General features: G+C 66.4%; 19 protein-coding genes. 11 read left to right on the top strand and 8 right to left on the bottom strand.

What is annotated here, in order from left to right; all coding sequences use genetic code 11:
- Positions 1-2: 2 nt before the first annotated feature.
- A complete protein-coding gene (locus tag QRM60_RS02665; protein ID WP_029216855.1) occupies positions 3-554 on the bottom strand; it encodes a spore coat U domain-containing protein in 552 nt (183 codons plus the stop codon).
- 270 nt (positions 555-824) lie between these two features.
- Here QRM60_RS02665 and map point away from each other — a divergent pair, with 270 nt between their 5' ends.
- From map to dapE, 6 genes are all read left to right on the top strand, one after another.
- Positions 825-1601, top strand: coding sequence for a type I methionyl aminopeptidase (gene map / locus QRM60_RS02660; RefSeq protein ID WP_011036574.1), 777 nt, complete (start codon positions 825-827; stop codon positions 1599-1601).
- The gene (locus QRM60_RS02655) at positions 1598-4207 is read left to right on the top strand and encodes a [protein-PII] uridylyltransferase (RefSeq protein WP_042598706.1); all 2610 of its coding nucleotides are present in this window, start codon (positions 1598-1600) and stop codon (positions 4205-4207) included. The genes map and QRM60_RS02655 overlap by 4 nt, the downstream gene beginning before the upstream one ends.
- Positions 4208-4227: 20 nt before the next feature.
- The gene (gene dapD, locus QRM60_RS02650) at positions 4228-5400 is read left to right on the top strand and encodes a 2,3,4,5-tetrahydropyridine-2,6-dicarboxylate N-succinyltransferase (RefSeq protein ID WP_285445555.1); all 1173 of its coding nucleotides are present in this window, start codon (positions 4228-4230) and stop codon (positions 5398-5400) included.
- The gene (locus QRM60_RS02645) at positions 5397-5876 is read left to right on the top strand and encodes a hypothetical protein (RefSeq protein ID WP_285445554.1); all 480 of its coding nucleotides are present in this window, start codon (positions 5397-5399) and stop codon (positions 5874-5876) included. Before dapD ends, QRM60_RS02645 begins: the two co-directional genes overlap by 4 nt.
- Positions 5873-6229, top strand: coding sequence for an arsenate reductase (locus QRM60_RS02640; RefSeq protein WP_014507250.1), 357 nt, complete (start codon positions 5873-5875; stop codon positions 6227-6229). The genes QRM60_RS02645 and QRM60_RS02640 overlap by 4 nt, the downstream gene beginning before the upstream one ends.
- 108 nt (positions 6230-6337) lie before the next feature.
- Positions 6338-7468, top strand: coding sequence for a succinyl-diaminopimelate desuccinylase (dapE, locus tag QRM60_RS02635; protein WP_285445553.1), 1131 nt, complete (start codon positions 6338-6340; stop codon positions 7466-7468).
- 192 nt (positions 7469-7660) lie between these two features.
- Here the strand turns inward: dapE and QRM60_RS02630 are convergent, their stop codons facing one another.
- The gene (locus QRM60_RS02630) at positions 7661-8533 is read right to left on the bottom strand and encodes a tetratricopeptide repeat protein (RefSeq protein ID WP_285445715.1); all 873 of its coding nucleotides are present in this window, start codon (positions 8531-8533) and stop codon (positions 7661-7663) included.
- Between the two features lie 369 nt (positions 8534-8902).
- Between QRM60_RS02630 and asnB the strand changes: the two genes are divergently transcribed.
- The gene (gene asnB, locus QRM60_RS02625; protein ID WP_076036074.1) at positions 8903-10597 is read left to right on the top strand and encodes an asparagine synthase B; all 1695 of its coding nucleotides are present in this window, start codon (positions 8903-8905) and stop codon (positions 10595-10597) included.
- 202 nt (positions 10598-10799) lie between these two features.
- Here the strand turns inward: asnB and hpaM are convergent, their stop codons facing one another.
- The 3 genes from hpaM to QRM60_RS02610 all read right to left on the bottom strand — a co-directional run bounded on the left by hpaM (position 10800) and on the right by QRM60_RS02610 (position 16917).
- A complete protein-coding gene (gene hpaM, locus QRM60_RS02620) occupies positions 10800-11849 on the bottom strand; it encodes a type III secretion-associated outer membrane-bound protein HpaM (protein WP_161963255.1) in 1050 nt (349 codons plus the stop codon).
- 337 nt (positions 11850-12186) lie between these two features.
- Complete coding sequence (locus QRM60_RS02615) at positions 12187-14322, bottom strand: TonB-dependent receptor (RefSeq protein ID WP_228418097.1); 2136 nt, start codon at positions 14320-14322, stop codon at positions 12187-12189.
- A gap of 207 nt (positions 14323-14529) precedes the next feature.
- On the bottom strand, positions 14530-16917 hold the full coding sequence (locus tag QRM60_RS02610) for a penicillin acylase family protein (protein WP_285445552.1): 2388 nt from the start codon (positions 16915-16917) through the stop codon (positions 14530-14532).
- 153 nt (positions 16918-17070) lie between these two features.
- Here QRM60_RS02610 and bfr point away from each other — a divergent pair, with 153 nt between their 5' ends.
- Entirely contained in the window at positions 17071-17556 is a 486-nt protein-coding gene (gene bfr, locus QRM60_RS02605) for a bacterioferritin (protein ID WP_042599086.1), read from the top strand.
- A gap of 237 nt (positions 17557-17793) precedes the next feature.
- On the opposite strand, the gene QRM60_RS02600 is transcribed toward bfr, so the two are convergent.
- From QRM60_RS02600 to QRM60_RS02590, 3 genes are all read right to left on the bottom strand, one after another.
- A complete protein-coding gene (locus tag QRM60_RS02600) occupies positions 17794-18459 on the bottom strand; it encodes a thiopurine S-methyltransferase (protein WP_285445551.1) in 666 nt (221 codons plus the stop codon).
- Between the two features lie 306 nt (positions 18460-18765).
- Positions 18766-21009 (bottom strand): DNA topoisomerase IV subunit A, encoded by a 2244-nt coding sequence (gene parC / locus QRM60_RS02595; RefSeq protein WP_076039267.1) that lies wholly within the window; start codon positions 21007-21009, stop codon positions 18766-18768.
- A gap of 60 nt (positions 21010-21069) precedes the next feature.
- Positions 21070-21933: a helix-turn-helix transcriptional regulator gene (locus QRM60_RS02590; RefSeq protein WP_285445550.1), complete on the bottom strand. Its 864-nt coding sequence runs from the start codon at positions 21931-21933 to the stop codon at positions 21070-21072.
- A gap of 126 nt (positions 21934-22059) precedes the next feature.
- On the opposite strand from QRM60_RS02590, the gene QRM60_RS02585 reads away from it, so the two are divergent.
- From QRM60_RS02585 to QRM60_RS02575, 3 genes are read left to right on the top strand one after another with little or no spacing between them, the layout of a single operon-like run.
- Complete coding sequence (locus QRM60_RS02585) at positions 22060-22500, top strand: MarR family transcriptional regulator (protein WP_029216859.1); 441 nt, start codon at positions 22060-22062, stop codon at positions 22498-22500.
- Positions 22497-24011: an AdeC/AdeK/OprM family multidrug efflux complex outer membrane factor gene (locus QRM60_RS02580; RefSeq protein ID WP_285445549.1), complete on the top strand. Its 1515-nt coding sequence runs from the start codon at positions 22497-22499 to the stop codon at positions 24009-24011. Before QRM60_RS02585 ends, QRM60_RS02580 begins: the two co-directional genes overlap by 4 nt.
- A 10-nt stretch (positions 24012-24021) precedes the next feature.
- The gene (locus QRM60_RS02575) at positions 24022-25215 is read left to right on the top strand and encodes an HlyD family efflux transporter periplasmic adaptor subunit (protein WP_115530099.1); all 1194 of its coding nucleotides are present in this window, start codon (positions 24022-24024) and stop codon (positions 25213-25215) included.

Below are 25215 nucleotides of genomic sequence, written 5' to 3'. Positions count from 1 at the left end.
GCTCAATAGATGATCGTGGCGGTGATGGTGTCTTGGTAGGTACCAGTGGCTGGGTTGCCGGCGGACGGGTTGGTCACGCGGCCGTACACCGGGTAGATCTGATTGATGCCGGTGGCGGTGCGGCTCAGCGTATTGGTGCCGCTGGTGCTGCCCCACACTGTGCTGCGGCCCAGGTCCTGGTAGAGCTGATAGGCGACGAAGTTGTTGGTGGTGACCAGTGCATCGGTGTTCTTCATGCGGCGGGTGGTCACATCGTTGGCCGTCCCGGCGTTGCTACCTGCGCTCAGGGCGATGTTGTAAGGCGTCAATGCGGTGCACTGCGCGGTGACGCTGCCGTTTGCATCGGCATTTGCGGTAGAGGTGGAGAGCACCGAGCCGAAGTCGACATCCGTGGCCGATGCCGCGGTGATGGTGCAGGCCTTGGTCACGGCAATCTTGACGTTGAAGGTGGTGGTGTCTGCTGCTGTCGCGATGCCGACGGTCGAGAGCAGGCCGAGAGAGAGTAAGACAGGGCGGACATTACGCATGGACATTTCCTTGACCGAATAGGTCATTGATGACGCGACCAAGTCGTCGCCCTCTTCGTAATGCATCGTCCGTGCCAAAGATAACCATGAATCGGTTAGCTATCCCGCTGTTTTTTTTGGGTCTTTAGTAAAAAATGCGATGTCCTACGGATGACTCCGTTTCACGCAGTTTTGACGCGTGAAGACCTTCGTCACAGTTCCGGCCCCCTTGCGACGGATTTCCGCCGGCGAGCGCGAGCGTGCCGTGCAAAGCGCGGAGTCATTCAGATTCGCTCGGAATCGGCGATAATCCGCCGCATGAGCGTCAATCTGAAAACCAAAGAAGAAATCGAACTGATGCGCGTCGCCGGCCGCCTGGCCGCCGAGGTGCTCGACGTGGTGGCCCCGCATGTGAAACCAGGCGTGACCACTGCCGAGCTGGACCGCATCTGCCACGACCACATCGTCAATGTGCAGGGCACCATCCCGGCCAATGTCGGCTACCGCGGCTTTCCCAAGAGCGTGTGCACTTCGGTCAACAACGTGATCTGCCACGGCATCCCGAGCGCGGCCAAGGTCCTGAAGGAAGGCGACATCGTCAATATCGATGTCACCGTCATCAAGGACGGCTGGCACGGCGATACCAGCCGCATGTATTACGTGGGCACGCCGTCGGTGATGGCCAAGCGCCTGGTGGAAACCACCTATGAGGCAATGTGGCGCGGCATCCGCGCGGTCAAGCCGGGCGCGACGCTGGGCGATGTGGGCCATGCCATCCAGAAATTTGCCGAGGCCGAGCGCTTCAGCGTGGTGCGCGATTACTGCGGCCACGGCATCGGCAAGGTCTATCACGACGAACCGCAGGTGATGCATTACGGCCGGCCGGGCGAGGGCCTGGTGCTCAAGCCGGGCATGACCTTCACCATCGAGCCGATGATCAACGAAGGCACCTATCACCATAAGACCCTGCCGGATGGCTGGACCGTGGTGACCAAGGACCGCAAGTTGTCCGCGCAGTGGGAACACATGGTGGCGGTGACCGAAGACGGCGTGGATGTGCTGACGCTGTCGCCCAACGCCTCCGCGCCGGCATGACCGCAACGCCGGCGGACAGACCCGATCCGGGCGTCGCCGGCGACGCCGACTGGGCCGCCGAGGCCCGTCCGCTGCTGGTGCATGCGGACATGCGGCTGTGCAAGCGCTTCGACCAGGGCGAGCCGACCGAGCGTCTGCTTGCCTTGCGCGCGCGCGCCGTCGATCAATTGATGCGCAATGCGTGGACGCGCTGTATTCCCGCCGACGCCGGGCTGTCCTTGCATGCGGTGGGGGGCTATGGGCGCGGTGAACTGTTTCCGCGTTCGGATGTGGACCTGCTGGTGCTGGGCGAGACCGCTGCGCAACAACGCCACGAGCAGGCGCTGGCGCGCTTGTTTGCGTTGTTGTGGGACGTGGGCCTGCCAATCAGCCATGCGGTGCGTTCACCCGCGCAATGCACGAGTGCGGCCGCTGACCAGACCGTGCTCACCGCACTGATCGAATCGCGCCCGCTGGTGGCCGATGCGCAGGCGCGTGCGGCGTTGGCCGCAGCGATCGCGCCGCAGCAGGTGTGGCCGCCGCGCGCATTCTTCCAGGCCAAGCGCGAGGAACTACACGCGCGGCATCAGCGCTTCGGCGACACCGCCGACAACCTGGAACCGGACATCAAGGACGGCCCCGGCGGCCTGCGCGACCTGCAGACGCTGGGCTGGATGGCCTTGCGCGCGTTCGGGGTCAAGGACCTGGAAGCGCTGGTCGGGCTGGGCCATGTCGGTATGGACGAAGCGGCCGCATTGCGGCGCGAACGCGAAGAGCTCGCGCGCCTGCGCTACGGCTTGCACCTGGTCGCCAACCGGCCGGAAGAACGCTTGCGTTTCGATTACCAGAAGACCCTGGCCGAGCGACTGGGCTTTGCCGACGACCCGGAAAGCCTGGGCGTGGAAAAGATGATGCAGCGCTTTTATCGCAGCGCCGCGTTGATTCGCCGGATCAGCGACCGCCTGCTGCAGCGCTTCGAAGAACAGTTCGATGGCGAAGCGGTGCCGGTGCAACTGGACGCCGGTTTCAGCCTGCGCCGTGGCTATCTCACCGCCGATGCCGACACCTGGCCGGATGGCGATGTGCTGCAGGTGTTTGCGTTGTTCGCGCAATGGGCGGCCCACCGCGAGGTGCGTGGGCTGCATTCGTTGACTGCGCGCGCGCTGGCCGAAGTGTTGCGCGATCTACCTGCGTACGACGTTGCCGACGCCATCGCGCGCGACCGGTTCATGGCGCTGCTGCGCGGCCCGCGTGCGGTGGAAACGCTCAATCGCATGGCGCGGCTGGGCGTGCTTGGCCAATGGATTCCCGCGTTCGCCAGTGTGTCCGGACGCATGCAGTTCGACCTGTTCCATGTCTACACGGTGGATCAGCACACCTTGATGGTGCTGCGGAACATCGCGCTGTTTGCCGCCGGCCGCGCCGACGAGCGTTTTTCGATCACCCACGAAGTCTGGCCGCGCCTGCGCAAGCCGGAGCTGTTGTTGCTGGCGGGCTTGTTCCATGACATTGCCAAGGGCCGCGGCGGCGATCATTCCGAACTCGGCGCGGTGGACGCGCGCGCGTTCTGCCTGGCGCATCGGTTGAGCGAAGGCGATACCGAGCTGGTCACCTGGCTGGTGGAGCAGCACCTGCGCATGTCGGTCACCGCGCAGAAGCAGGACATCTCCGACCCGGAGGTGATTCACCGCTTTGCCACGCTGGTGGGCACGCGCGAGCGCCTGGATTACCTGTATCTGCTGACCTGTGCCGACATCGCCGGCACCAGCCCCAAACTGTGGAATGCCTGGAAGGACCGGTTGCTGGCGGATCTGTATTTCGCCGCACGCCGCGCCTTGCGCGAAGGTCTGGAACACCCGCCGCCGCGTGAGGAACGCCTGCGCGAAGCGCGCGAATCCGCGCGTACGCTGATGCAGGCGCAAGGCCATGACGATGCCACCATCGATCGCCAGTTTGCGGGCATGCCGGACGAGAATTTCCTGCGTTTCCGGCCCGAGCAACTGGCCTGGCAAGCGGCCTCGTTGATCGAGGTGCAGATCGGCCAGACGCTGGTCAAGGCGCGCCGCGCGGTACCCGATAACGACGCGCTGGAAGTGTTCGTGTATTCGCCCGACCGCGATGGGTTGTTTTCGGCGATCGTGGCCACGCTGGACCGCAAGGGCTACGGCATCCACCGCGCCCGCGTGCTGGACGCGCCACACGATGCGATCTTCGACGTGTTCGAAGTGCTGCCGCAGGACAGTTCCGCCGATGGCGACCCGCAGCGCCTGGCCGCTGCCCTGCGCCAGGTACTGGCGGGCGATCTGCTCAAAGTGCGCCCGTCACGGCGCGCGGTGCCGCGTCAGTTGCGGCATTTCCGCTTCGCCCCGCGGGTGGAATTCAGCGAAAGTGCCGGTGGCAGGCGCACTCGCATCAGCCTGGTGGCGCCTGACCGCCCGGGCCTGCTGGCCGACGTGGCGCACGTGTTACGCATGCAGCACCTGCGCGTGCACGACGCGCGCATTGCCACCTTCGGCGAGCGCGCCGAAGACCAGTTCCAGATTACCGACGAGCACGATCGCCCGTTGCCCGATGCTGCCCGGCAGGCGCTGCGCGATGCGCTGTGCGCCTGTCTCGACCCCACCTGAGTTCCTCCCGGAGAGCCCCCATGAGCACCAAGAAGCCTGCGCGCACGCCGCGCGCGACTCCCGCCAGCGCAGCCGCCAAGCGCGCTTCTTCTGCAACGCCCAAGCGCGCGTCCGCGTCCAAGGCTGCAGCCTCCAAAAAGCCGGCAACCAAGCCGGCCGCCAGCACCGCCGCCGTCGCCAAGCAGAGCGCGCGCGGTAACGCCACCGCTGCGCCAGCGCAGCCGAAGCAAGCCGCCGCAAAGTCGCCGCGCGTTGCCAAGAAGGCGACCACCGTGGTGGCTGCACCGGCCGCCAAGAAGGCCGCAGCGGCCAAGAAGCTGCCGATTGCCAAGAAGGCCGTGCAGCCCACCGCGCAGGTCAGCAGTGACGAACTGAAGTTCGGTATCGAAAGCGCGTTTGAACGCCGTGCGGCATTGACCATCGACGAGATCGAAGGCTCCACGCGGGCAATCGTCAATCGTGTCATCGATGGCCTGGAAAGCGGCGAGTTCCGTGTTGCCGAGCCGGACGGGCAGGGCGGCTGGACCGTCAACGAGTGGTTGAAGAAAGCAGTGCTGCTGTACTTCCGCGTCAACGAGATGGCCGTGATCGATGCGCAGCCGGCGCCGTTCTGGGACAAGGTAGAGTCGCGCTTTGCCGGCTTCCACGAGGCCGAGTTCCGCCAGGCTGGCGTGCGTGTGGTGCCCGGTGCGGTCGCACGGCGCGGCAGTTATTTCGGCAAGGACGTGGTGCTGATGCCCAGCTTCACCAACATCGGCGCGTACGTCGGTGAAGGCACCATGGTCGATACCTGGGCCACGGTGGGCTCGTGCGCGCAGATCGGCAAGCACTGCCATCTGTCCGGCGGTGCCGGGATCGGTGGCGTGCTCGAACCGCTGCAGGCCAGCCCGACCATCATCGAAGACCATTGCTTCATCGGTGCGCGTTCGGAAGTGGTGGAAGGCGTGGTGATCGGCCATCACAGCGTGATCGGCATGGGCGTGTTCATCAGCCAGAGCACGCGCATCTATAACCGCGCGACCGGCGAGATTTCCTACGGCTACGTGCCGCCGTACAGCGTGGTGGTGTCCGGCCAGCTGCCATCCAAGGATGGCTCGCATTCGCTGTATTGCGCGGTGATCGTCAAGCAGGTGGATGCGCGCACGCGCAGCAAGACCAGTGTCAACGAATTGCTGCGCGGTCTGGCCGATTGAGTACAGCACAGGCACAGACGCGCGCCGGCACCCTGCTGTCGCGTCCGGCCAGTGGCTGGATCCGGTGGGGCATCCCGGCCCTGTGGCTGGGCTGGGTTGCGATCTACGTGGCGGGCTCGCTGGCACGCGACGGCGTCCCGCAGCAGTTGGATGTACTGCGCTGGCTGGCGCCCGTCGCGATGGTGGGGCTGACCGTGCGGTACCTCGTGCTGTGCGGGCGATGGGCGCAGGTGCGCGATGCCGGCGATGCGCTGGAGATCGTGCAGCAGGGACGATCGCAGCGTGTGGACCTTGCGCAGTTGCGTGCGGTCGATCCCGCCTGGGTGATGCCGCCGGTGCGGCTGGCATTGAAATTCCACGGTGAGCGCATACCGGTGGTGTTCCTGCCTGCGCACGGGCAAGACCCCGCCGTGTTGGCCACCACCCTGCTGGCGCGTGCAGGCGCGCGCCAGGCAGTTGAAGAGAGCACGACATGACCACGCTATATGGATTGAAGAACTGCGATACCTGCAAAAAGGCCACCAAGTGGCTGGATCGCTTTGGTGTTGCCTACACGTTCGTGGATTACCGCGAGCACACGCCCGCACCGGACACCTTGCTGGAATGGGCCGGCAAAGCCGGTGGATTCGATGCCTTGATCAACAAGTCCTCGACCACGTGGCGGCAGTTGCCCGACAACAAGAAAACGCCCGGCTCGGAGGCAGAGTGGAAACTGCTGCTCCGCGAGTACCCGCAATTGATCCGCCGCCCGGTGGTGCTGACCGACGATGGCACGCTGAGCCAGGGGTTCTCCGACAACGGCTTCAAGGCGCGCTTCGCCGTGGGTTGAACCTGCGCGGCAACATCGCTTCGCCTGGCGGCCCGCGCGGTGGCGCGCGTTGCCGCATGCTGCACTCCCACGCATGCGCTGCATGCAGTCCCTTGCCAAGAGACCATGATGACCAGCGACGTCCTGCAACTGACCTGCGACCTCATCGCACGCGCCTCGGTGACGCCCGCCGATGCGGGCTGCCAGGCGCTCATCGCCGATCGCCTGAGCGCTGCCGGCTTCGCGTGCGAACACCTGCGGCTGGGCGCCGTCGATAACCTGTGGGCCACGCACGGCAGTGGCGCACCCGTGCTGGTGTTGCTGGGGCACACCGACGTGGTGCCCCCCGGGCCGGCGAGCGATTGGACCAGCGACCCATTCGCGCCGCAGGTGCGCGATGGCGTGTTGTACGGCCGCGGTGCGGCCGACATGAAAGGCAGCGTGGCTGCGTTCGTGGTGGCTGCCGAGCAGTTTGTGGCTGCCCATCCGGAGCACCCGGGCACGTTGGCAGTACTGCTGACCAGCGACGAGGAAGGGGATGCCATCGACGGCGTGCGCCATGTGGCCCGGCTGTTTGCCGAGCGCGGCCAGCAGATCGACTGGTGCATCACCGGCGAGCCATCGTCCACCGAGCGGTTGGGCGATCTGCTGCGGGTGGGCCGCCGTGGCAGCCTGTCCGGCAACCTGATCGTCAAAGGCGTGCAGGGGCACGTGGCTTACCCGCACAAGGCGCGCAATCCGATCCACCTGGCGGCGCCTGCGCTGGCCGAATTGATCGCGCGGCAATGGGACGATGGCTTCGAGAGCTTCCCGCCTACCAGCCTGCAGATCTCCAATATCCACGCCGGCACTGGCGCCAACAACGTGATTCCCGGCGAGCTGCAGGTGGCCTTCAATCTGCGCTACACGCCGCACTGGAATGCCGAGACGCTCGAGCGCGAGATCGTCGCGCTGCTGGAGCGGCATGCGCTGACTTACACGCTGGCTTGGCACCGCAGCGGCGAGCCGTTCTACACGCCCGAAGGCACGCTGCGGCGCGTGGCCCGCGAAGTGCTCGGCGCATTCGCCGGGGTACCGCCCGAAGAGAGCACCGGCGGCGGCACCTCCGATGCGCGCTTCATCGCACCGCTGGGTGCGCAGTGCATCGAGGTCGGCCCGGTCAATGCATCGATCCATCAGGTGGACGAGCACGTGCGCGTGGCCGATCTGGAAGCGCTGCCGGCGCTGTACCGCACGCTCGTCGAGCGTCTGCTGGTCTGAAGTGTTGCAGGCGCTTCAGGCCGACATTTGACGCACGCCATGCGCGACGCTCGTCACTGCCGGCAGCGATGCGTGGCAGGTTGATCCTGATGCGCGCGTCCTACCGTGTGCGCTGCGAACTTGGTGCTGCAGCAGCATCTCGTTTACACCGCGCCGCGTCGCCGGGCCGTACGAACACGCCAGCGAGAGTGCCTAGTCGAAGGTCCAGAACGGTGGTTTTATCGCCTCGCGCCAATGCGATGCGTCGGCGATGTAGAACCGCTGTGCGGACGCCTTGGCAAACCAGATCGCCGCGGTTTCCTCGTCGCGCGTTACCCCACTGCTGCCGCGTCCCAGCAGTAGGGCGTAGAAATATTCTCCATACACATTGCCCTGGTCGGCCGCGCGTCGATACCAGCGCAGCGCTTCGGCACCATCCCTGTTCACGCCGCCCATTCCCTTTTCGTAGAGCGCCCCAAGATCGACCTGCGCCTCGGCGTCACCGCCACGCGCACGGCGTTGGATGTCGCGCACCAGCGGATGGATGTCGCCGTCGCGTGGCGCGATGGTGGCGGGAAGCCCTGACGGCCCGGAGGCGGCGCGCTCGTAGATCGCGACGCGCAAATCCCAGCGCAACGCAGCGGCCGCTTCGCCGCGGTCACGGTGGAATTTGGCGAGCTCGCGAATCGCATACGGGCTGCCGTGCATGGCCGCCGCCAGATACCAGCGTTCGCCCTTGCGCGGCGATGCCCGCAACGCCGCGCGCTGGTCGATGTAGGGGCTGTCTGCATGCGTAAGCGTCCCGCTTGCCCAGATCCGGCCCAGTGCCAGCTCGGCAAGGGCATTGCGGAAGGTCCACGGCGTGGTCGCGGCGGCACGCTCATACCAGCCGATGGCGCGCGGATCGTTGCGGCTCTCCAGTTGGCTGGCGACCTCCCAGATGCTGTCAAAACTACCATCGGCAGCCGTCTGCTCCAGCTGTCGCAGTTTGGCAGGGTCGGTGCGCGGCGCCGTCGTGCTGCACCCTTGCAGCAGCACGAGTGGGATAAGGGCCGCAAACGCCAGGCGTCCGATGCGTGGGGTCATTGCAGAGGCTTCCGACGACGGGGGCGACATTATCCGCGCAACGCGTCCGCGATCGCGCGGCGGCCTTTGAATGCCGGGCTTGCCGGCCCTGCTTGGTTGCCATCGCAACAGTTGCGTCGCCGTTGAAAGCGGGATACGGTCGGCCCATGACATCGTCTCAGTCCAACGTCGCCAACGCCAATCACCGCAGCAATCTGCGCGCGAATAATCGTGCGCGGCCGATGCGGGTCTGCGACTAGGCGAAGTACCAACACCCACGCCCAGTTTCCAGAAAACCCGCATCGGCCGATGCGGGTTTTTTTTATGGGTGACGTCTTGCACTGCGTTGATCCTTCGGCCGCCCATCACGACTTTTCCAGGAGTGTCTCCATGTGTTCCATCTTCGGTATCTTCGGCCTGCAACCCGGCGACGACCTGCAGGCCCTGCGCCGGCAGGCCCTGGAATGTTCGCAGCGGCAACGCCATCGCGGGCCGGACTGGAGCGGCGTGTACGTCGATGCTGGTGCCATCCTGGTGCACGAGCGCCTGGCCATCGTCGACCCGGCGGGCGGTTCGCAGCCGCTGTTGTCGGAGGACGGCAGCCTGGCGTTGGCAGTCAACGGCGAGATCTATAACCATCGCGAACTCAAGGGCGAGTTATTGCAGCCGTACGCTTTTCAGACCGGCTCGGACTGCGAAGTGATCAACGCGCTGTACCGCGAAGATGCACCGGCCTCCTATCTCAACCGCCTCAATGGCATCTTCGCCTTCGCGCTGTGGGACAAGGCCGCGGGGCGGGTGATCATCGCGCGCGACCCGATTGGCGTGGTGCCGTTGTACTGGGGCCACGACCGCGAAGGCCGCCTGCGCGTGGCGTCCGAACTCAAGTCGCTGGTGGACGATTGCGCCGATGCCGCGCAGTTTCCGCCTGGTCATTGGTACGACAGCGCCACCGGCGCATTGAGCCGCTACTACGAGCGCTCGTGGCGCGAATACAGCGAAGTGGAAAACGTGCAGGTGCCGCTGCAAGAGCTGCGCGAGGCGTTCGAGCGCGCGGTGCATCGCCAGCTGATGACCGACGTGCCCTACGGTGTGCTGCTGTCCGGTGGCCTGGATTCGTCGTTGGTGGCGGCGGTGGCCGCGCGCTACGCGCGGCATCGCATCGAAGAGAACGACACCACCGAAGCCTGGTGGCCGCGTCTGCATTCCTTCGCAATCGGCCTGACCGGCTCGCCGGATCTGGCCGCCGCCGAGGTGGCCGCCGCCGCGCTCGGTACCGTGCACCACGGCTTCGAATACAGCTTTGAAGAAGGCCTGGATGCGTTGCCGGAAGTGATCCGCCACATCGAGACCTATGACGTGACCACGATTCGTGCGTCTACGCCGATGTTCCTGCTGGCGCGGCGCATCAAGGCGATGGGCGTCAAGATGGTGCTGTCCGGCGAAGGCAGCGACGAGATCTTCGGCGGCTACCTGTACTTCCACAAGGCGCCCAATGCGCGGGAATTCCACGAAGAACTGGTGCGCAAGCTCGATGCGCTCAACAACTACGATTGCCTGCGCGCCAACAAGTCGATGATGGCCTGGGGCGTGGAGCCGCGCGTGCCGTTCCTGGATCGCGAATTCCTGGACGTGGCGATGCGCATGGACGCGCGCTTCAAGATGATCGACAAGACCAGCACCGGTGCTACCCGCATCGAGAAAGGCATTTTGCGCGAGGCATTTGCCGGCTATCTGCCGGAATCGATCCTGTGGCGGCAGAAGGAGCAATTCAGCGATGGCGTTGGTTATGGCTGGATCGACGGCCTGAAGGCACATGCCGCCGCGCACGTGAGCGACCGCGAACTGGCGGCGGCCGACCGGCGCTTCCCGGTGAACCCGCCGCAGACCAAGGAAGCGTATTTCTACCGCAGTCTGTTCGAGCAGTTCTTCCCCAGCCAGGCCGCTGCGGAGACGGTGCCGGGTGGCAAATCCATCGCGTGTTCGTCGCCGACGGCCATTGCCTGGGACGCGAGCTTTGCGGCGATGGCCGATCCGTCGGGCCGTGCGATTGCCGGCGTGCACGCGCAGGCGTTGGCCTCCTGATCAAACGACTGCGCTACAGCATGGCCGGCAGCCCAAGGGCGCCGGCCATGCCAGTGCGGCGCTTCGAGCCGATTAGGAAACGTAGCGAGCAATCGCCAGGTAGATGCGGACGGCGCGGGGAACCAGAGCGGAGGTGTACGTGCGTATTCCGAGCACCGGCCACGCCCACCTGTCGGCTGCGTAGCGGTTTTGATCGTTGCGCTTACTCGTGGCGCACGCAGTAGCCGTAGCGCTGCGGCTCGATATCCACGCCGGCCACATCGGCCTGGTTGTTACGCCACACGTTGGGCTTGAAGTCGGCCGCGCTGCAGTTGGCCGCACGGTCCACGCCGATGGTGTAGGTAAACGGGTTGTTGGCGAAGCGGTTGTTCTCGAACAGGTTGTCCTGGCTCATGCTGTTGTCCCAGCACAGGATTTCCGGCGTGCGATAGCGGATGGCGCAGGCCAGGAAGATGCCCGCCACCTTGTTGCCATCGAACTGATTGTTGGTGAAGCGGTTGCGCCGCGCATCCGACAGATAGATGCCCTGGCTGCCATTGCGCTCGAAGCGGTTGTCGCGAATCTCGCTGTCTTCCAGGTGCTCGGTGGTGAGGCCGGCAGCCACGTTGTCGTGGATGTAGTTATTCATCATCGTCACCTTGGCGGTGCGATTGAACGACACGCCGTCCCAGATGGCACCGGAGACATCATTGCGTTCGATGGTGATCTCGCGCGTGTCGTATTCGCTGAGCAGGCACGCACTGCGGCACTTGTTGACCTGCAGGCCGGCCAGGCGAATGCCTTGGCCCGAACGCACCACCACCGCGCTGTTGCTCAGGTACGGGCGCTCCGGCATGAATTCCTTGTCGCCGGTGCTGGCCACGATCTGCATGTCTTCGATGCTGACGTTGCGGATCACACCGGTGGGCTGCTGGTTCTCGTAATCGCCAACCACCAGCACCGGCTGTTGCACGCCATCGGCCATGCGCAGCACGGTGGCCGGGCCTTTACCGCGCACGGTGAGGTTGCCGCGGTGGATCGATACCAGCCCGTTGAGCGGGAACTCGCCTTTTTCCAGGCACAGCACGGCAGGCGTATCGCTTTGCGGCAGCTTGTCGATGGCTTTTTGCAGGTCCTGGCCCGGCCGCACCTTGGCGGTGCAGCTGGCGACAGGCGCCGCAGGTGGGCCGGCAGGCGCTGGCGGTGCAGCCGAGCAAGCGGTCGCAAAGACCAGGGGCAACAGGGCGGAAACGGAGCGGGCAAGCAGAGGCATGCGGATTCCGGTCAGTGAGGGGAGGGGGGCGATGGGTGCGATGCAGCGTCCAATCGCGACGGCCTCTAGTGTGTCGCACCAGGCGTTAAGTTCCAGCCGACATCGGCCCACATGGTCGGCGCAGGTTCATGGCGGTCAACGTGGCGGTGAGCCAACTGTGCGCGGTTGCGCACTCTGGTGCTGCACCGTTGGCGCTGTGATGCGGCAGGGGCGCGATTGATGATCAGGTAGCGCAGCGATGCGCGTACAGCGCCGTGCGATGCAGCGCATCTGCGATGTTGATCGTAGCGCGCTGCTGCGCGGCTCCGTGGCCGCGCAGCAGCGCTGTGCAGCAGGCTCAGAAGCTGTAGGCCAGCTGCGCGTAGATGCGACGTGGCTCGCCGGGGAAGTGGCCGGTGCGTTCGGTGAAACCGCTGGCCGCATACACCTTGTCGAACAGGTTCTTGACGTTGACCTGCAGTTTCCACGCATCCCACTGGGTCTGCCAGCTGATGTCGAAGATGGCGTACGGTTTGACGCGTTGACCTTCCAGGCTCAGACGCTCGCCGACGTAATCGGCGCCGAACGCAACGGCCGAGTTCCACGCCGGTAGCTCATAGCGCGTCCACAGCCCGAAGGTATTGCGCGGTGCATTGGCAAAGCGATCGCCGGAGGCATTGGTGATGCCGTTGGTGCCGGCATCCAGCACGCGCGCGTCGTTGTAGGCGTAGGTGAGGTTGAGCACCCAACGCTCGGTGAGGTCGGCCAGCAGATCCACTTCCAGGCCTTCGCTGCGGACCAGGCCCAGCGCCGAGAGCTGGTTGACGCCATCGACGATGCTGCCGTTCGCCTGCACGATGTTGCTGCGCTCGATGCGATACAGCGCGGTGTTGAGCGTGAGCCCGCCGTCGTTGAGCGCGGTCTTCAGGCCCACTTCCCACTGCGTGCTGCGCTCGGGATCGAACGGGCCGCCGACGCTGCTGTCCTGGTTGGCCGCATCCTGCGGCAGGAAGCCGCTGGCGTAACTGGCGTAGGCGTTGATGCCCTCGCGCAACACCACGGTGCTGCCGACGCGCCAGCTGAGGTCGTTGCCGGTGATGCGCGAGCCATCCAGGCGGTTGTCGTCCTTGAAGCCATCCCAGCGCAGCCCGGCCATCGCGAACCAGCGCTCGGTGAGGGTGAGTTCGTCCTGCAGGTAGGCGCCATAGCGTTGGCTGCGGGTGCTGGTGGCGCGCCAGGGCAGCGTGTCCAGGCCGTAGTCGTAAAAGCCGCTGCGGCCGTAGACCGGATTGAAAAGATCGATGCCAGGTACCGGCCCGCGCGTGCGACCGGTGTCGGCGGTGTTGGCGGTTTGCGCGCGGAAATCCGCATCCAGGCGGTAGTAGTCCGCGCCCATCAGCAGCTTGTGGCCGATCGCACCGGTGCTGGTGCGGAACACCGCGTTGACGTTGCTGGAAAGCGCGTCGTTGTCGCGGTACTGGTTACGCAACTGGCGGGTCATCCACTCGGCGGTGCCGTCGCCATCGCGGTCGATCAAGCCCATGGGCTCGTGGTAGATCTGGTGCTCGTCGTTCTTGAACCAACGCAGCGCCATGTCCACGTCCCACGCACTGGAGGGGGCGAATTTGTATTGCGCGAAGGCGACCTTGGCGCGCATGTCCAGGAAGTCGGTGGATTCGTTGTGATTCCAGCGCCGGTTGGTCAGGAAGTTGCCGTCATCGTCCACCGGCACGCCACGCAAGCGGTTGCCGCCCAGGTTCTGGGTGATGTCGGTGTATTGCAACGTGAGCTCGCCGGTCTCGCCGATATCGAATGCCACCGACGCATCGCCGATCTGGCTTTCGCTGTCGGTGTTCCAGCGGAACCCGTCCTCGCCGTCGGCATAGGCGCCGATGCGGTAACGGATGCGGCCATCCTCGCGTGCCGGGCCGGTGGCTTCGAACGATGCCGCGCCGAACGATTGGTTGCCCAGTTGCAGCTCCACCCGTCGCAACGCCTGATGGCTGGGTTTGCGCGTCACGTAGTTGATGACACCGCCCGGCTCACCGCCGCCGTACAGCGCGCCGGCGGGGCCCTTGAGCACTTCCACGCGTTCGATATTGAACAGCTGCGGCACCGAAAAGCCGGCGTACGGGTCGCCACGCAGCCCGTCATACAGCACGTTTTCCTGGCGGAAGCCACGCAAGGTGACGCCGGCATAGCTGAAGAAACTTATGCCGCTAATGCTGCGATACAGATCGGTGATCTGGCGTGCGGCCTGGTCGTCGATCAACTCACGCGGCAGCACCTGCACCGATTGCGGCACCAACGCCAGCGGCGTATCGGTACGCGTACCCACCGCGGCGTCGTCGGACTTGTACAAGGTTTGCGCACGGCCGATGACATCCACGCCATCTAGCTCGGTGGGTGCGGGCGTGGTGTGCTGGGCAAGCGCGGACGGCGGGGGCAGCAGGAGTGCGGCGGCAAGCGCAGTGACAAGAAGCGTGGGGCGCATTGTTTACCAATGGGAATGGTTATCAAATGCATCTTAGCATGGCGGGTTGCGCGGTTGGGTTCGTCTCGGGCGCAGCGTTTGGAACGGCGCTGCGACTAGTCCGTGAAAGACGCCCACGCATTGCGCGGTGGGCATGCGGCAATTCGCTGGCGCCGCGTAGCTGTACGCCGAGCAGAGCGGCCTGCCCAGGTGAGAGAACGGAACCCGCTACTCCGGCCGCAACTGCAGCGTGTATTGGGTGGCGGTGGGCAGGAACGGCGTGGGGCGCCCATGGACCCAGTCGTCGTGGCCGGCGCCCCAGAACGGCGACAGCGGGTGGCCGCTTTGCCCGCCTGGCATGTGTACGATGCCGTCGCGCTCGTGTCCGGGGGAGACCACCATGCGCTCGGAGGCGCCAAAGGCCGGGCCTTGCACGCGCGGCATGTCTCGATCGCCTGGGAGTTGGTCCGGCGGCATGCACAGCACATGTTTCGCCACCGCCGGCAGCGCACGCGCGACGGGATGGCAGATGGCGGCGGTATTGCGTTCGCCCCAGGTGCGCTCGCCCAGCGTGTCGCCTTGTGAGGCCAGATCGGCATGCAGTGCGTGTGCGGTCTCGTCCAGCAGTTGCTCCCAGCTGCGATAAGGCGGCGGCAGCAGGTTGGCCGGGCGCTGCTGCAGCAGCGGCCAGACAATGCCTTCCAGCTGCGCGCGGCGCGGCGGCAGGAAGGTCTCGCCCAGTGCGTCTTTGGCGGGGGCGAGCAGGCCGGCCTGAAGCGTATCGAGCAGCATGCCACGGAAGCCACGCACGATGCGGTAGCTCGCCGAATCGGTGGCCGCATGGGCGCTCCACTGCCGTGTCGCCACTTCGATCTGTTGCAGCGCCGGGTCCTTGCTGTGTTCGACCACACTGCGCAGCAGCTGCCACCATCGCGTGAGCAGCACGGCACGATCATCGAGCTGGATGGCCAGCAGATCGCGTTCGGTGAAGCGCTGTTTGGCGAACAGGTCGTCGCGGATCTGCTGCGCACGCGCGCCGAGGTCGTAACCGGCATTGCCCAGGATGGCGAGCTGTTGCGCATCGACGATGCGGCTATTGGCGGTCCACAGGCGGTGCGTGGGTGGGTCGATCAGCGACGGCGCGGCATCGCTGCGTAGCGGCCAGGGCACGCAGCCGCCAGGCGAATTGCCCGGCGCGACGGTGCCATTCGAAGCGGGCGTGGTGGGCGCAAGCTCGGCAATCCCGCTGGGCCCGCAGCCCGGGTTGCGCGCTGGCCGCGCGCCGATGAGCCGCCAGCCGATGCGCCCGCTCCGGTCGGCAATCAGCAGGTTCTGCGCCGGGATGCCGGAACGGTCGGCCACGGCGAAGGCGGCCTCCAGATCGCCGGCGTTGACCATCTCGGCGAAATCCAGGCGGATTGCACCGGGCAGCTGCGCCGCCCAGCGCAAGGCGAGCAGATCGCCGTTGGCCTCGGTGTGCAGGATCGGGCCCCATGCCGCCTCGCGGACAGTGAACGGCACTGGCGCGGCGCCGGCGACGCGAATGGTTTCGGTGTAATCGCGCAGCGGGATGGTGCGGCCTGCCTGGTCAGCCGGAATGCGGGCGAAATCGGCGGTGTCGATGTAGCTATTGGTGAACGCCCATGCCACATGCCCATTACTGCCGACCACCACTGCGGGCAGGCCGGGAAGGGTGAAGCCGGTGGCGTCCACCTTGCCGTCGGGCGCGCGTGCATCCGGATAGCGCAGGCGCGCGCGGAACCAGATATTGGGTGCGCGCAGGCCCAGGTGCATGTCGTCGGCAACGATGGCGCGGCCATCGGCGGTGAGGCTGCCATCCACGGCAAAGTTGTTGCTGCCGGGCGTGGGGGCCTCGGCGCCGGGCGCGGTGGACGGGTGCGGGAGGCGGCGCAGGTCGACAGCGGCAGCATCCGGCAACACCGCATCGCCGAGCGCCGGGCCGAACAGCGGTGCATCCCAGCTGGAGCCCTGATGATCGAGCAGGGCGGCCAGTGCCGGCGGTACAACCGCGCGGATGCGCGCAGCGGCCAGTTCGGTCTGGTTGTCGTTGTCCTGCAGTTCGGCGTACATCGCCATGCCGGTCAGGATGGAATCGTCCAGCGTCCAGGCGCGCGGGGTCTGCCGCAGCAACAGATACGGCCATGGGCGCACGCGCAATGCCGCCAGCCCAGCGTTTACGCCCTCGGTATAGGCCTGCAGTGCCGCACGCTCGCTGCCGGCGGCCACGTCCAGGTTGGCGTGCACGCGGGCGCGCAGGCGGTGCACGCGGTTGCGCTTGTCCAGGTCCAGCGCAGCAGGGCCGAACAGTTCGGACAGTTCGCCAGCCGGTGCGCGGCGCATCAGGTCCATTTCGAAATAGCGCTCCTGCGCGTGCACATACCCGAGCGCACGCAGCGCATCGCGTTGGCTGGTGGCGTCGATGGTGACCACGCCGCCCGCATCGCGGAGCACGCTGACCGGTGCGCCCAGGCCACGCAGCGCAGTCTCGCCGTCCAGCCGTGGCAGGCTGCCACGCACCGCCAGGTAGAGCCCCAGCGTGACCAGCAGGGTGAGCACCACCAGGGCCAGCAACAGCCGGCGCAGCCATTTGCGCATCATCGATTCCTTGAGCGATTCATCTGTGACCAGTGTCGCGCCGGTGCGTGACCGTTGCCGGTCCGCCTGCAAGCGCAACTGAAAGTGATTCCGATTAGATCATTGCCCGCCCGCTTCGGGCACCATGCGCGCATTGCGTTGCTGGAGCACACCATGAAAGGCCATCCCGAAGTCGTCGATTACCTCAAGCAGCTGCTGCGTGGCGAGCTGGCGGCACGCGACCAGTATTTCCTGCATTCGCGTCGCTACGAGGATCAGGGCCTGATGGCGCTGTACGAGCGCATCAATCACGAGATGGAAGAGGAAACCGAGCATGCCGACGCGCTGCTGCGTCGCATCCTGTTCCTGGAAGGCGACCCGGACATGCGACCTGCCGAGTTTGCGCCGGGCAAGACCGTGGTGGAGATGCTGGAGCGCGATCTGGTCGTGGAATACGAAGTGCGCGCTGCGCTGGCCGCCGGCATGAAGCTGTGCGAAGACCACGGCGACTACGTGAGCCGCGACATGCTGCTCAAGCAGTTGCAGGACACCGAGGAAGATCATGCCTGGTGGCTGGAGCAGCAGCTCGGCCTGATCAAGCGCATCGGCCTGGAGCTGTACCAGACCTCGAAGATCGACAAGGGTCACGTGGCCGGGTAAATCCGGTCTCGACGCCGCGCAGCGCTAGGTCTGCGTGGCGGAGTGTAAGCGGGTACGTGGTTGAGGCGTGCTGCCTGCGTGTCGTGGGGTGGCAGCTGTCAGTTGCGCAGGGTGGTTTCTTGCGTCGGGTCGGTGCAGTTCTCGTGAGTCACCGCATCAACAGTGCCGTGTTGTCGATGCGTGCGGAAGACTCGCACGCTCGCCGTTGCGATCACCGCGCGGCTCAGCCGTTCCCGCCTATGTCGATCCGCTGCGCTGCAGACGGTACACGCCGGTTGCCAGCGTGGTGACGCCATCGGCGCGGAAGCGCGGCTCCTGGTCGAGGATGTCGCGTTGCTCCAGCAGTTGCACCTGCCAGTGGGCATCGAATAAGCCATGCACCTCGGCTGCGTCCACCGAAAACGGTGGGCCGGCTTTTTCGGCTTGCGGATACTCCAGGGTGATCAGCAGACCACGGCACTGCGCAGGCAGGCGCGCATAGACGGTGTGCAGATACTGCTGGCGCAGGTCGGCAGGCAGTGCCACCAACGCCGCACGATCATAGACGGCGCTGCAATCAGCCAGCACCTGCGCATCCAGCGCAAATGCGTCACCGCAGATGATCTCGATCGGGCCGGCAACATAGTGCTCGCCCATGTTGCTGGTGTGGCGCTGCGGTTCAATCCCCGCTGCTGCAAAAAACTGCGTGACTGCCAGCGGCGACAGCTCCACGCCAAGCACGCGGTGGCCTTGCGCGGCCAACCAGTGCATATCCAGGCTCTTGCCACACAGCGGGACCAGCACGCGACCAGCAGGCGGCGCCTGTACGGCGGGCCAGTGCTTCTGCAACAGCGGCATCACCTCGTCCTGATGAAAGCCGGTCTGGCCGGCCTGCCAGCGTTGTATCCAGAACTCTGTGTCCATCGTGTTTCTCCAGCTGCGCTTTGGCGCGGTGATCATTGGCCCACTTTGAACACCGCGGTGGGATGTGCGATGGCAACCAACTGCGGGCACAGTGCTATGCATGCTTGCGTGGGCGCAGGCTTGGTCAGCAATGCGCATGAGGGCGCAGTGCTCGGCATTCGTTGATGGGAAAACGCGCCGCCGCGCGTGTGGCTGGTGAACACCCATTACTGCACGTCTAATCCACCAACCTCCTGCCGCGCCTCAGTGACCCAAAAGCGCGGCAGTGCCAAACGCGCCGCCGCGCGCCCGGCTGGTGAACACCTCTTACTGCACGTCTAGCCCATCCACCTTCTGCCATCCACGCGGCAACAACGCGCCACGGCTCGCACGCGCGCCCACATAGGTGTCCAGATCCTTGAACGACAGGCTCATCACGCGTGCGCCACTGCGCACCAGCAAGGTGTTGCCCGGGGCGACCGCGGCCACGGCGACCACGCGTTCGGTGCCGAGCTTGGCCTTGGGGATCTCGATGAGCTTGTTGCCCTTGCCCTTGTCCAGTTCGGGCAGGTCCGAGGCCGTGATCGCCAGCAGGTTGCCGGCGCTGGTCACCGCCACGATGCGGTCGGTCTGCGGGTTGAGCACCTGCGCTGGCGTGAGCACATGCGCGCCGGTGGTCAGGTTGAGCATCGCCTTGCCGGCCTTGTTGCGGCCGGTGAGGTTTTCGAAACGGGTCACGAAGCCATAGCCGTGCGAGGACGCCAGCACGAAGCGGGCATTGTTCTCGCCGCTGGCCAGCACCTGGAACGAGGCGCCGGAGGCCGGTGAAAAACGCCCAGTCAGCGGTTCGCCGTTGCCGCGCGCCGAGGGCAGGGTGTGCACCAGCGTGGAGTACGCGCGGCCGTCCGAATCCAGGAACGCCACGTGGTAGGTGCTGCGGCTGCGCACGGCGGCCAGCAGGCCGTCGCCGTCGCGGTACGACATGCCGGCCGGATCCACCTCGTGGCCCTTGGCTGCACGCACCCAGCCCTTCTCCGACAGCACCACCGTCATCGGTTCGCTGGCAACCATCTCGGTCTCGTCGATCGCCTGGGCGGCACCGCGCTGCACCAGCGGCGAGCGGCGCGCATCGCCGAACTTCTTGGCGTCGGCAGTGAGCTCGTCCTTGATCAGCTTCTTCAGCTTGGTCTTGCTGCCGAGGATGGACAGGATCTGCTCGCGTTCCTTGGCGAGGGCTTCCTGCTCGCCGCGGATCTTCATTTCTTCCAGGCGCGCCAGCTGGCGCAGCTTGGTTTCCAGGATGTATTCGGCCTGTTCTTCGCTCAGCGCAAAGCGGGCGATCAGCACCGGCTTGGGCTCGTCCTCGCTGCGGACGATGCGGATGACTTCATCCAGGTTGAGGAAGGCGATCAACAAACCTTCCAACAGGTGCAGGCGGCGCTCGACCTTCTGCAGGCGATGGTTGAGGCGGCGGGTGACGGTGTCGCTGCGGAAGGTCAGCCATTCGCTCAGCAGGTGCTTGAGGTTCTTGACCTGCGGGCGGCCATCCAGGCCGATCACATTGAGGTTGACGCGGTAGCTGCGTTCCAGATCGGTGGTCACGAACAGGTGGCCCATCAACTGCTCGGCATCCACGCGGTTGGAGCGCGGCACCAGCACCACCCGCACCGGGCTGGTGTGGTCGGATTCGTCGCGGATGTCTTCCAGCCACGGCAGCTTCTTGGCGCGCATCTGCTGGGCGATCTGCTCGATCACCTTGGACGGCGAGACCTGGTAGGGCAACGCGTCGATGACGATGTTGGCGTGTTCTTTCTTGTAGGTGGCGCGGGCGCGCACGCTGCCGTGGCCGGTCTCGTAGATGGCACGTAGATCAGCAACGGGGGTGATGATTTCCGCGCTGGTCGGGTAGTCCGGGCCCAGCACGTGTTCGCACAGCTGCGCCACTGTGGCGTCCGGGTCGTCGAGCAGGTGCAGCAGCGCGCTGACGATCTCGTTGAGGTTGTGCGGCGGCACGTCGGTGGCCATGCCCACTGCGATGCCGGTGGTGCCGTTGAGCAACAGGTGCGGCAGGCGCGCCGGCAGCCAGGTGGGTTCTTCCAGGGTGCCGTCGAAGTTGGCCGCCCAGTCGGTGGTGCCCTGGCTGATTTCGCCCAGCAGCACTTCGGCGATCGGGGTGAGCTTGGATTCGGTGTAGCGCATCGCCGCGAACGACTTGGGGTCGTCGGTAGAGCCGAAGTTGCCCTGGCCTTCGATCAACGGATAGCGGTAGGAGAACGGCTGCGCCATCAACACCAGCGCTTCGTAGCAGGCGCTGTCGCCGTGCGGGTGGTACTTGCCGATCACATCGCCCACGGTACGCGCGGACTTCTTGGGCTTGGCGGCCGCGTTCAACCCCAGCTCGCTCATCGCGAAGATGATGCGGCGCTGCACCGGCTTCAGGCCGTCGCCCAGGAACGGCAGGGCGCGGTCGAGCACCACGTACATCGAATAATCGAGATAGGCGCGTTCGGCGTACTCGCGCAGCGGCAGCTGCTCGAAGCCATGGAAGGTGGGGCGGGTCAGATCGGTCATGCGAAGCCAGGTCCTACGAAAGAAGAACCCGCGCCAGCGCGCGGGCTCGAAGAGCGCCGATTATCCGGATGCGGCGGGGGATGCCAAGCCGCGCGCGTGGCCGCCGGCCAGATAACGGGCGGGCGGAGCGCCGAAATGCCGGTGGAAGACGCTGACGAAGGCACTGGGGCTGCTGTAGCCGAGCTGGTCGGCCACCTGCGCCACTGCGGTGCCCTGGCTGAGCCGGCGCAGGCCCTCGGCCAGACGCGCCTGCTGCCGCCATTGCGCAAAACTGAGCCCGGTCTCGTCGCGGAAGTGCCGGCTCAGGCTGCGCGGCGACAGCCCGCCCCAGGTGGCCCAGGCCTCGAGTGGGCGCGGGTCGGCGGGGGTGTCGAGCAGCTGCCGGGCGATGCGTAGCAGCCGCCGGTCGGCCGGCATCGGTAGGTGCAGATGCTCGATCGGCGCCTGGCACAGCTCGTCCAGCAGGACCGCCGCCAGGCGCTGCCGGGCCGGATCGAGGGGTTCGGCCAGCACCTCGCTCAGCGGCCAGCTGGCCGCCCGCATGATCACCTCGCGGGCCAGCCCGCTCAGGCGGATCACCCCGCTGCGCGCCGGCAGGCCGCTGCAGGCATCCGGCCGCACCACCACGCCCCAGCCACGCAGCGGCCCGGCCAGCTCCACGGTGTGCTGCTGGCCGGGCGGCATCCAGCCGGCACAGCCGGGCGGCAGCGAGGAGGTGCCGTGTTCGGTGTGCACGGTCAAGACGCCCTGTTCGACATACATCAGCTGGCCGCGCACATGCGCATGCCAGGCGGTCTCCGGCGCCCACACCGCACGCAGATCGGCGCGGAAGGCGACCACCACTGGGCCATCCGCCCATTCGAAGCTGGCCCGCGCGCCAGGTGGCAGCGCGTCGATCTCGGTTGGCCGGTTTTCGTAATTCATTGGCCAGATTGTATTACCGGGCCAGCTGGCGGGGCGCGTATCGTCTAGATCCTTGCAATCGGTTTTATCCCGGATGACATATTTGCGTTGACAAATATATTTTTCGGAACAAAATAACGCCCCATGATCGACTCCACAGCTACCACGCCGCCGACCTTCGGCTTGCTGTTGCGCCAGGTGCGCGACGCGCTGATGCGCCAGCTTGATGCCGAAATGAAGGGCGAACTGCCCGACTTCGGCTTCAGCCATTACGTGGGCCTTAAAGTGCTGGCAGTGCGCTCGCCGTGTACCGCCAACGAGCTGGCCCAGGCGCTGGACCAGACCCCGAGCGCGGTCACGCGCCTGCTCGACAAGCTCGAGGCGCTGGGCGCAGTGCGGCGCGAGCCACATGCGCAGGACCGCCGCGCGCTGCAGATCGTCATGACCGAACAGGGCGTGGCGCTATGGGAGCGCCTGCGGCTGCGCGGCGAACGCGCCATGGAGCATGGCCTGCGCGACCTGTCGGCGCCCGAGCGCGAGCAACTCACCTCTCTTCTCATCCGTGTCCGCGATGCACTCAACTCATGAACGCTGCTAGTTCCTTCCTTCAGAGGCGGCACCCGCGCGCAGTGCGCAGGCTGCGGCCGATCCTCGTGACCACGCTGGCCCTGGCGCTGGCCGCCTGTGCCAGCAGCCGCGGCCTGGCGCCGCAAGGCGCCGTGCTGGAGCCCGGCGCCGTGCATGCCGAGCGCACCTTCGGGCAGGCGCAGCTGAGCCCGGCCGCCTGGCCGGCCAGTGACTGGTGGCGCGCTTTGGGCGACCCGCAGCTGGACGCGCTGATCGCCGAAGGCCTGCAGCACAGCCCCAGCCTGGCCGCTGCCGATGCACGGCTGCGCCAGGCGCAGGCGCGCACCGGCACTGCCCAGGCCGACCGCGGCCCCAGCCTGTCGGTCTCCGGCGGCTACACCGGCCTGCAATTGCCCGAATCGATGGTGGGCGAGGAGCGCGGCGGCAGCTATGCCGGCAGCGCGCAGGTGGTGCTGGACTTCCGCTATGGCGTGGACCTGTGGGGCGGCAAGCGCGCCGCGTGGGAAGCAGCCGTGGACCAGGCGCACGCCGCCGAGGTGGACGCGCAGGCGGCACGCCTCAACCTGTCGGCCGCCATCGCCGAAGGCTACGCACAGCTCGCCTACGCCTGGGATCTGCAGGACGTGGCCAACGATGAGCTGGCACGTGCGCAGAAAACCCTGGAGCTGACCCAGCGCCGCCGCGGCGCCGGCATCGACAGCGAATTGCAGGTGCGTCAGGCGCAGGCCCGCGTGCCCGCCGCGCAGCAGCAGGTGCAATCGGCGCAGCAGCAGATCGACGAAGCACGCAATGCCCTGGCCGCGCTGGTCGGGCAGGGCCCGGACCGCGGGCTGGACATCGCGCGCCCGGTGCTGAGCCAGAGCGTGCCGCCGCAACTGCCCAGCGCCTTGCCAGCGGATCTGCTCGGCCGTCGCCCCGATGTGGTGGCGGCGCGCTGGCGCGTGGAAGCGGCCGACAAGGACATCGCCGTCGCCAAGGCGCGCTTCTATCCCAGCCTCAACCTCACCGCGCTGGGCGGGGTGATCAACTCCGATGTCGGCAAGCTGCTGGAAAGCGGCTCGGTCCTCGGTGTGGTGGCCCCGGCCTTGAGCCTGCCCATCTTCGACGGCGGCCGGCTGCGCGCCGGCTTGGCCGGCAGCGATGCGCAGTACGACCTGGCGGTGGCCGATTACAACCAGAAGGTGCTCGACGCCCTGCGTGAAGTGGCCGACCAGGTCAACGCGGTGCGCTCGCTGGAGCAGCGTGCACGCGCGCAGAACGACGCTGTGCAGACCGCCAGCGCCGCGTTCGACCTGGCCCAGCAGCGCTACCGCGCCGGCATCGGCAGCTACCTGGAAGTGCTGAGTGTGCAGGAGCAATTGCTCACCGCGCGCCAGCGCATGGCCGGGCTGCATTCCCAACAACTCATGGCCTCGGTGAAGTTGCGCCGTGCGCTGGGCGGCGGCTTTACGCCGGAGCCTGCGCACGACACCGCACACGCCGCGACCTCTTCCGCACAACCGCATTCCTGAGACATCGACGATGAGCCAGACGACTCCTACCTCTTCGCATCCCGCGCCGGCCGCACCCAGCAAGCGCCGCAAACTGCTGCGCATCGTCGCCATCCTGGTGATCCTTGCGGTCATCGGCCTGGTGGTGTGGTACTTCCTGATCGGGCGCTGGTCTGAAGACACCGACGACGCCTACGTGCAGGGCAACCAGGTGCAGATCACCCCGATGGTGGGTGGCACCGTGGTCAGCATCGGCGCCGAAGACGGCATGCGCGTGGAGCGCGGCCAGCTGCTGGTGCAGCTGGACCCGTCCGACACCGCGGTCGCCTTGCAGCAGGCCGAAGCCAACCTCGCCAAGACCGTGCGCCAGGTGCGTGGTCTGTACCGCAGCGTGGAAGGTGCGCAGGCCGAACTTTCTGCACGCGAAGTGACATTGCGTAGCGCACGTGCCGACTTCGCACGCCGCAAGGACCTTGCTGCCAGCGGTGCGATTTCCAACGAAGAACTGGCCCATGCCCGCGATGAACTCGCTGCCGCCGAAGCGGCGGTGAGCGGCTCGCGCGAAAGCTTCGAGCGCAATCGCGCGTTGGTCGACGACACCGAAGTGGCCACCCAGCCCGACGTGCAGGCCGCCGCTGCGCAGCTGCGCCAGGCCTTCCTCAACCATGCGCGTACCGGCGTGGTAGCACCGGTGTCCGGATATGTCGCGCGGCGTTCGGCGCAGGTGGGCCAGCGGGTGCAGCCCGGCACCGTGCTGATGGCGGTGGTGCCGCCGGAGCAGATGTGGGTGGAAGCCAATTTCAAGGAAACCCAGCTCAAGCACATGCGCCTGGGCCAGACCGTGGAACTGCATTCGGATCTGTACGGCGGCGGCGTGGATTACACCGGCCGGATCGAAAGCCTGGGCCTGGGCACCGGCAGCGCGTTCTCGCTGTTGCCGGCGCAGAACGCCAGCGGCAACTGGATCAAGATCGTGCAGCGCGTGCCGGTGCGCATCGCCATCGAACCCAAGCAGCTGGCGGCCAACCCGCTGCGTCTGGGGTTGTCGATGAAGGTCGACGTCAACCTGCACGACCAGCAGGGCAGTGTGCTGCCGACCAAGCTTGCCAGCGGCGCGGTGTTCTCCACCGATGTCTACGCGCAGCAGCTCAAGGCCGCCGACGCCGACATCCATCGCATCATCCAGGACAACCTGCCGACGCAGGCTGCCACCAAGGCGGGCTAA

This window comes from Xanthomonas sp. fls2-241-TYG-148 (assembly GCF_030208815.1).
In the GTDB taxonomy this organism is placed as follows: domain Bacteria; phylum Pseudomonadota; class Gammaproteobacteria; order Xanthomonadales; family Xanthomonadaceae; genus Xanthomonas; species Xanthomonas campestris.
The sequence above is the reverse complement of the archived record's forward strand: the minus strand, read 5'-3'. Positions and strand labels throughout refer to the sequence as shown.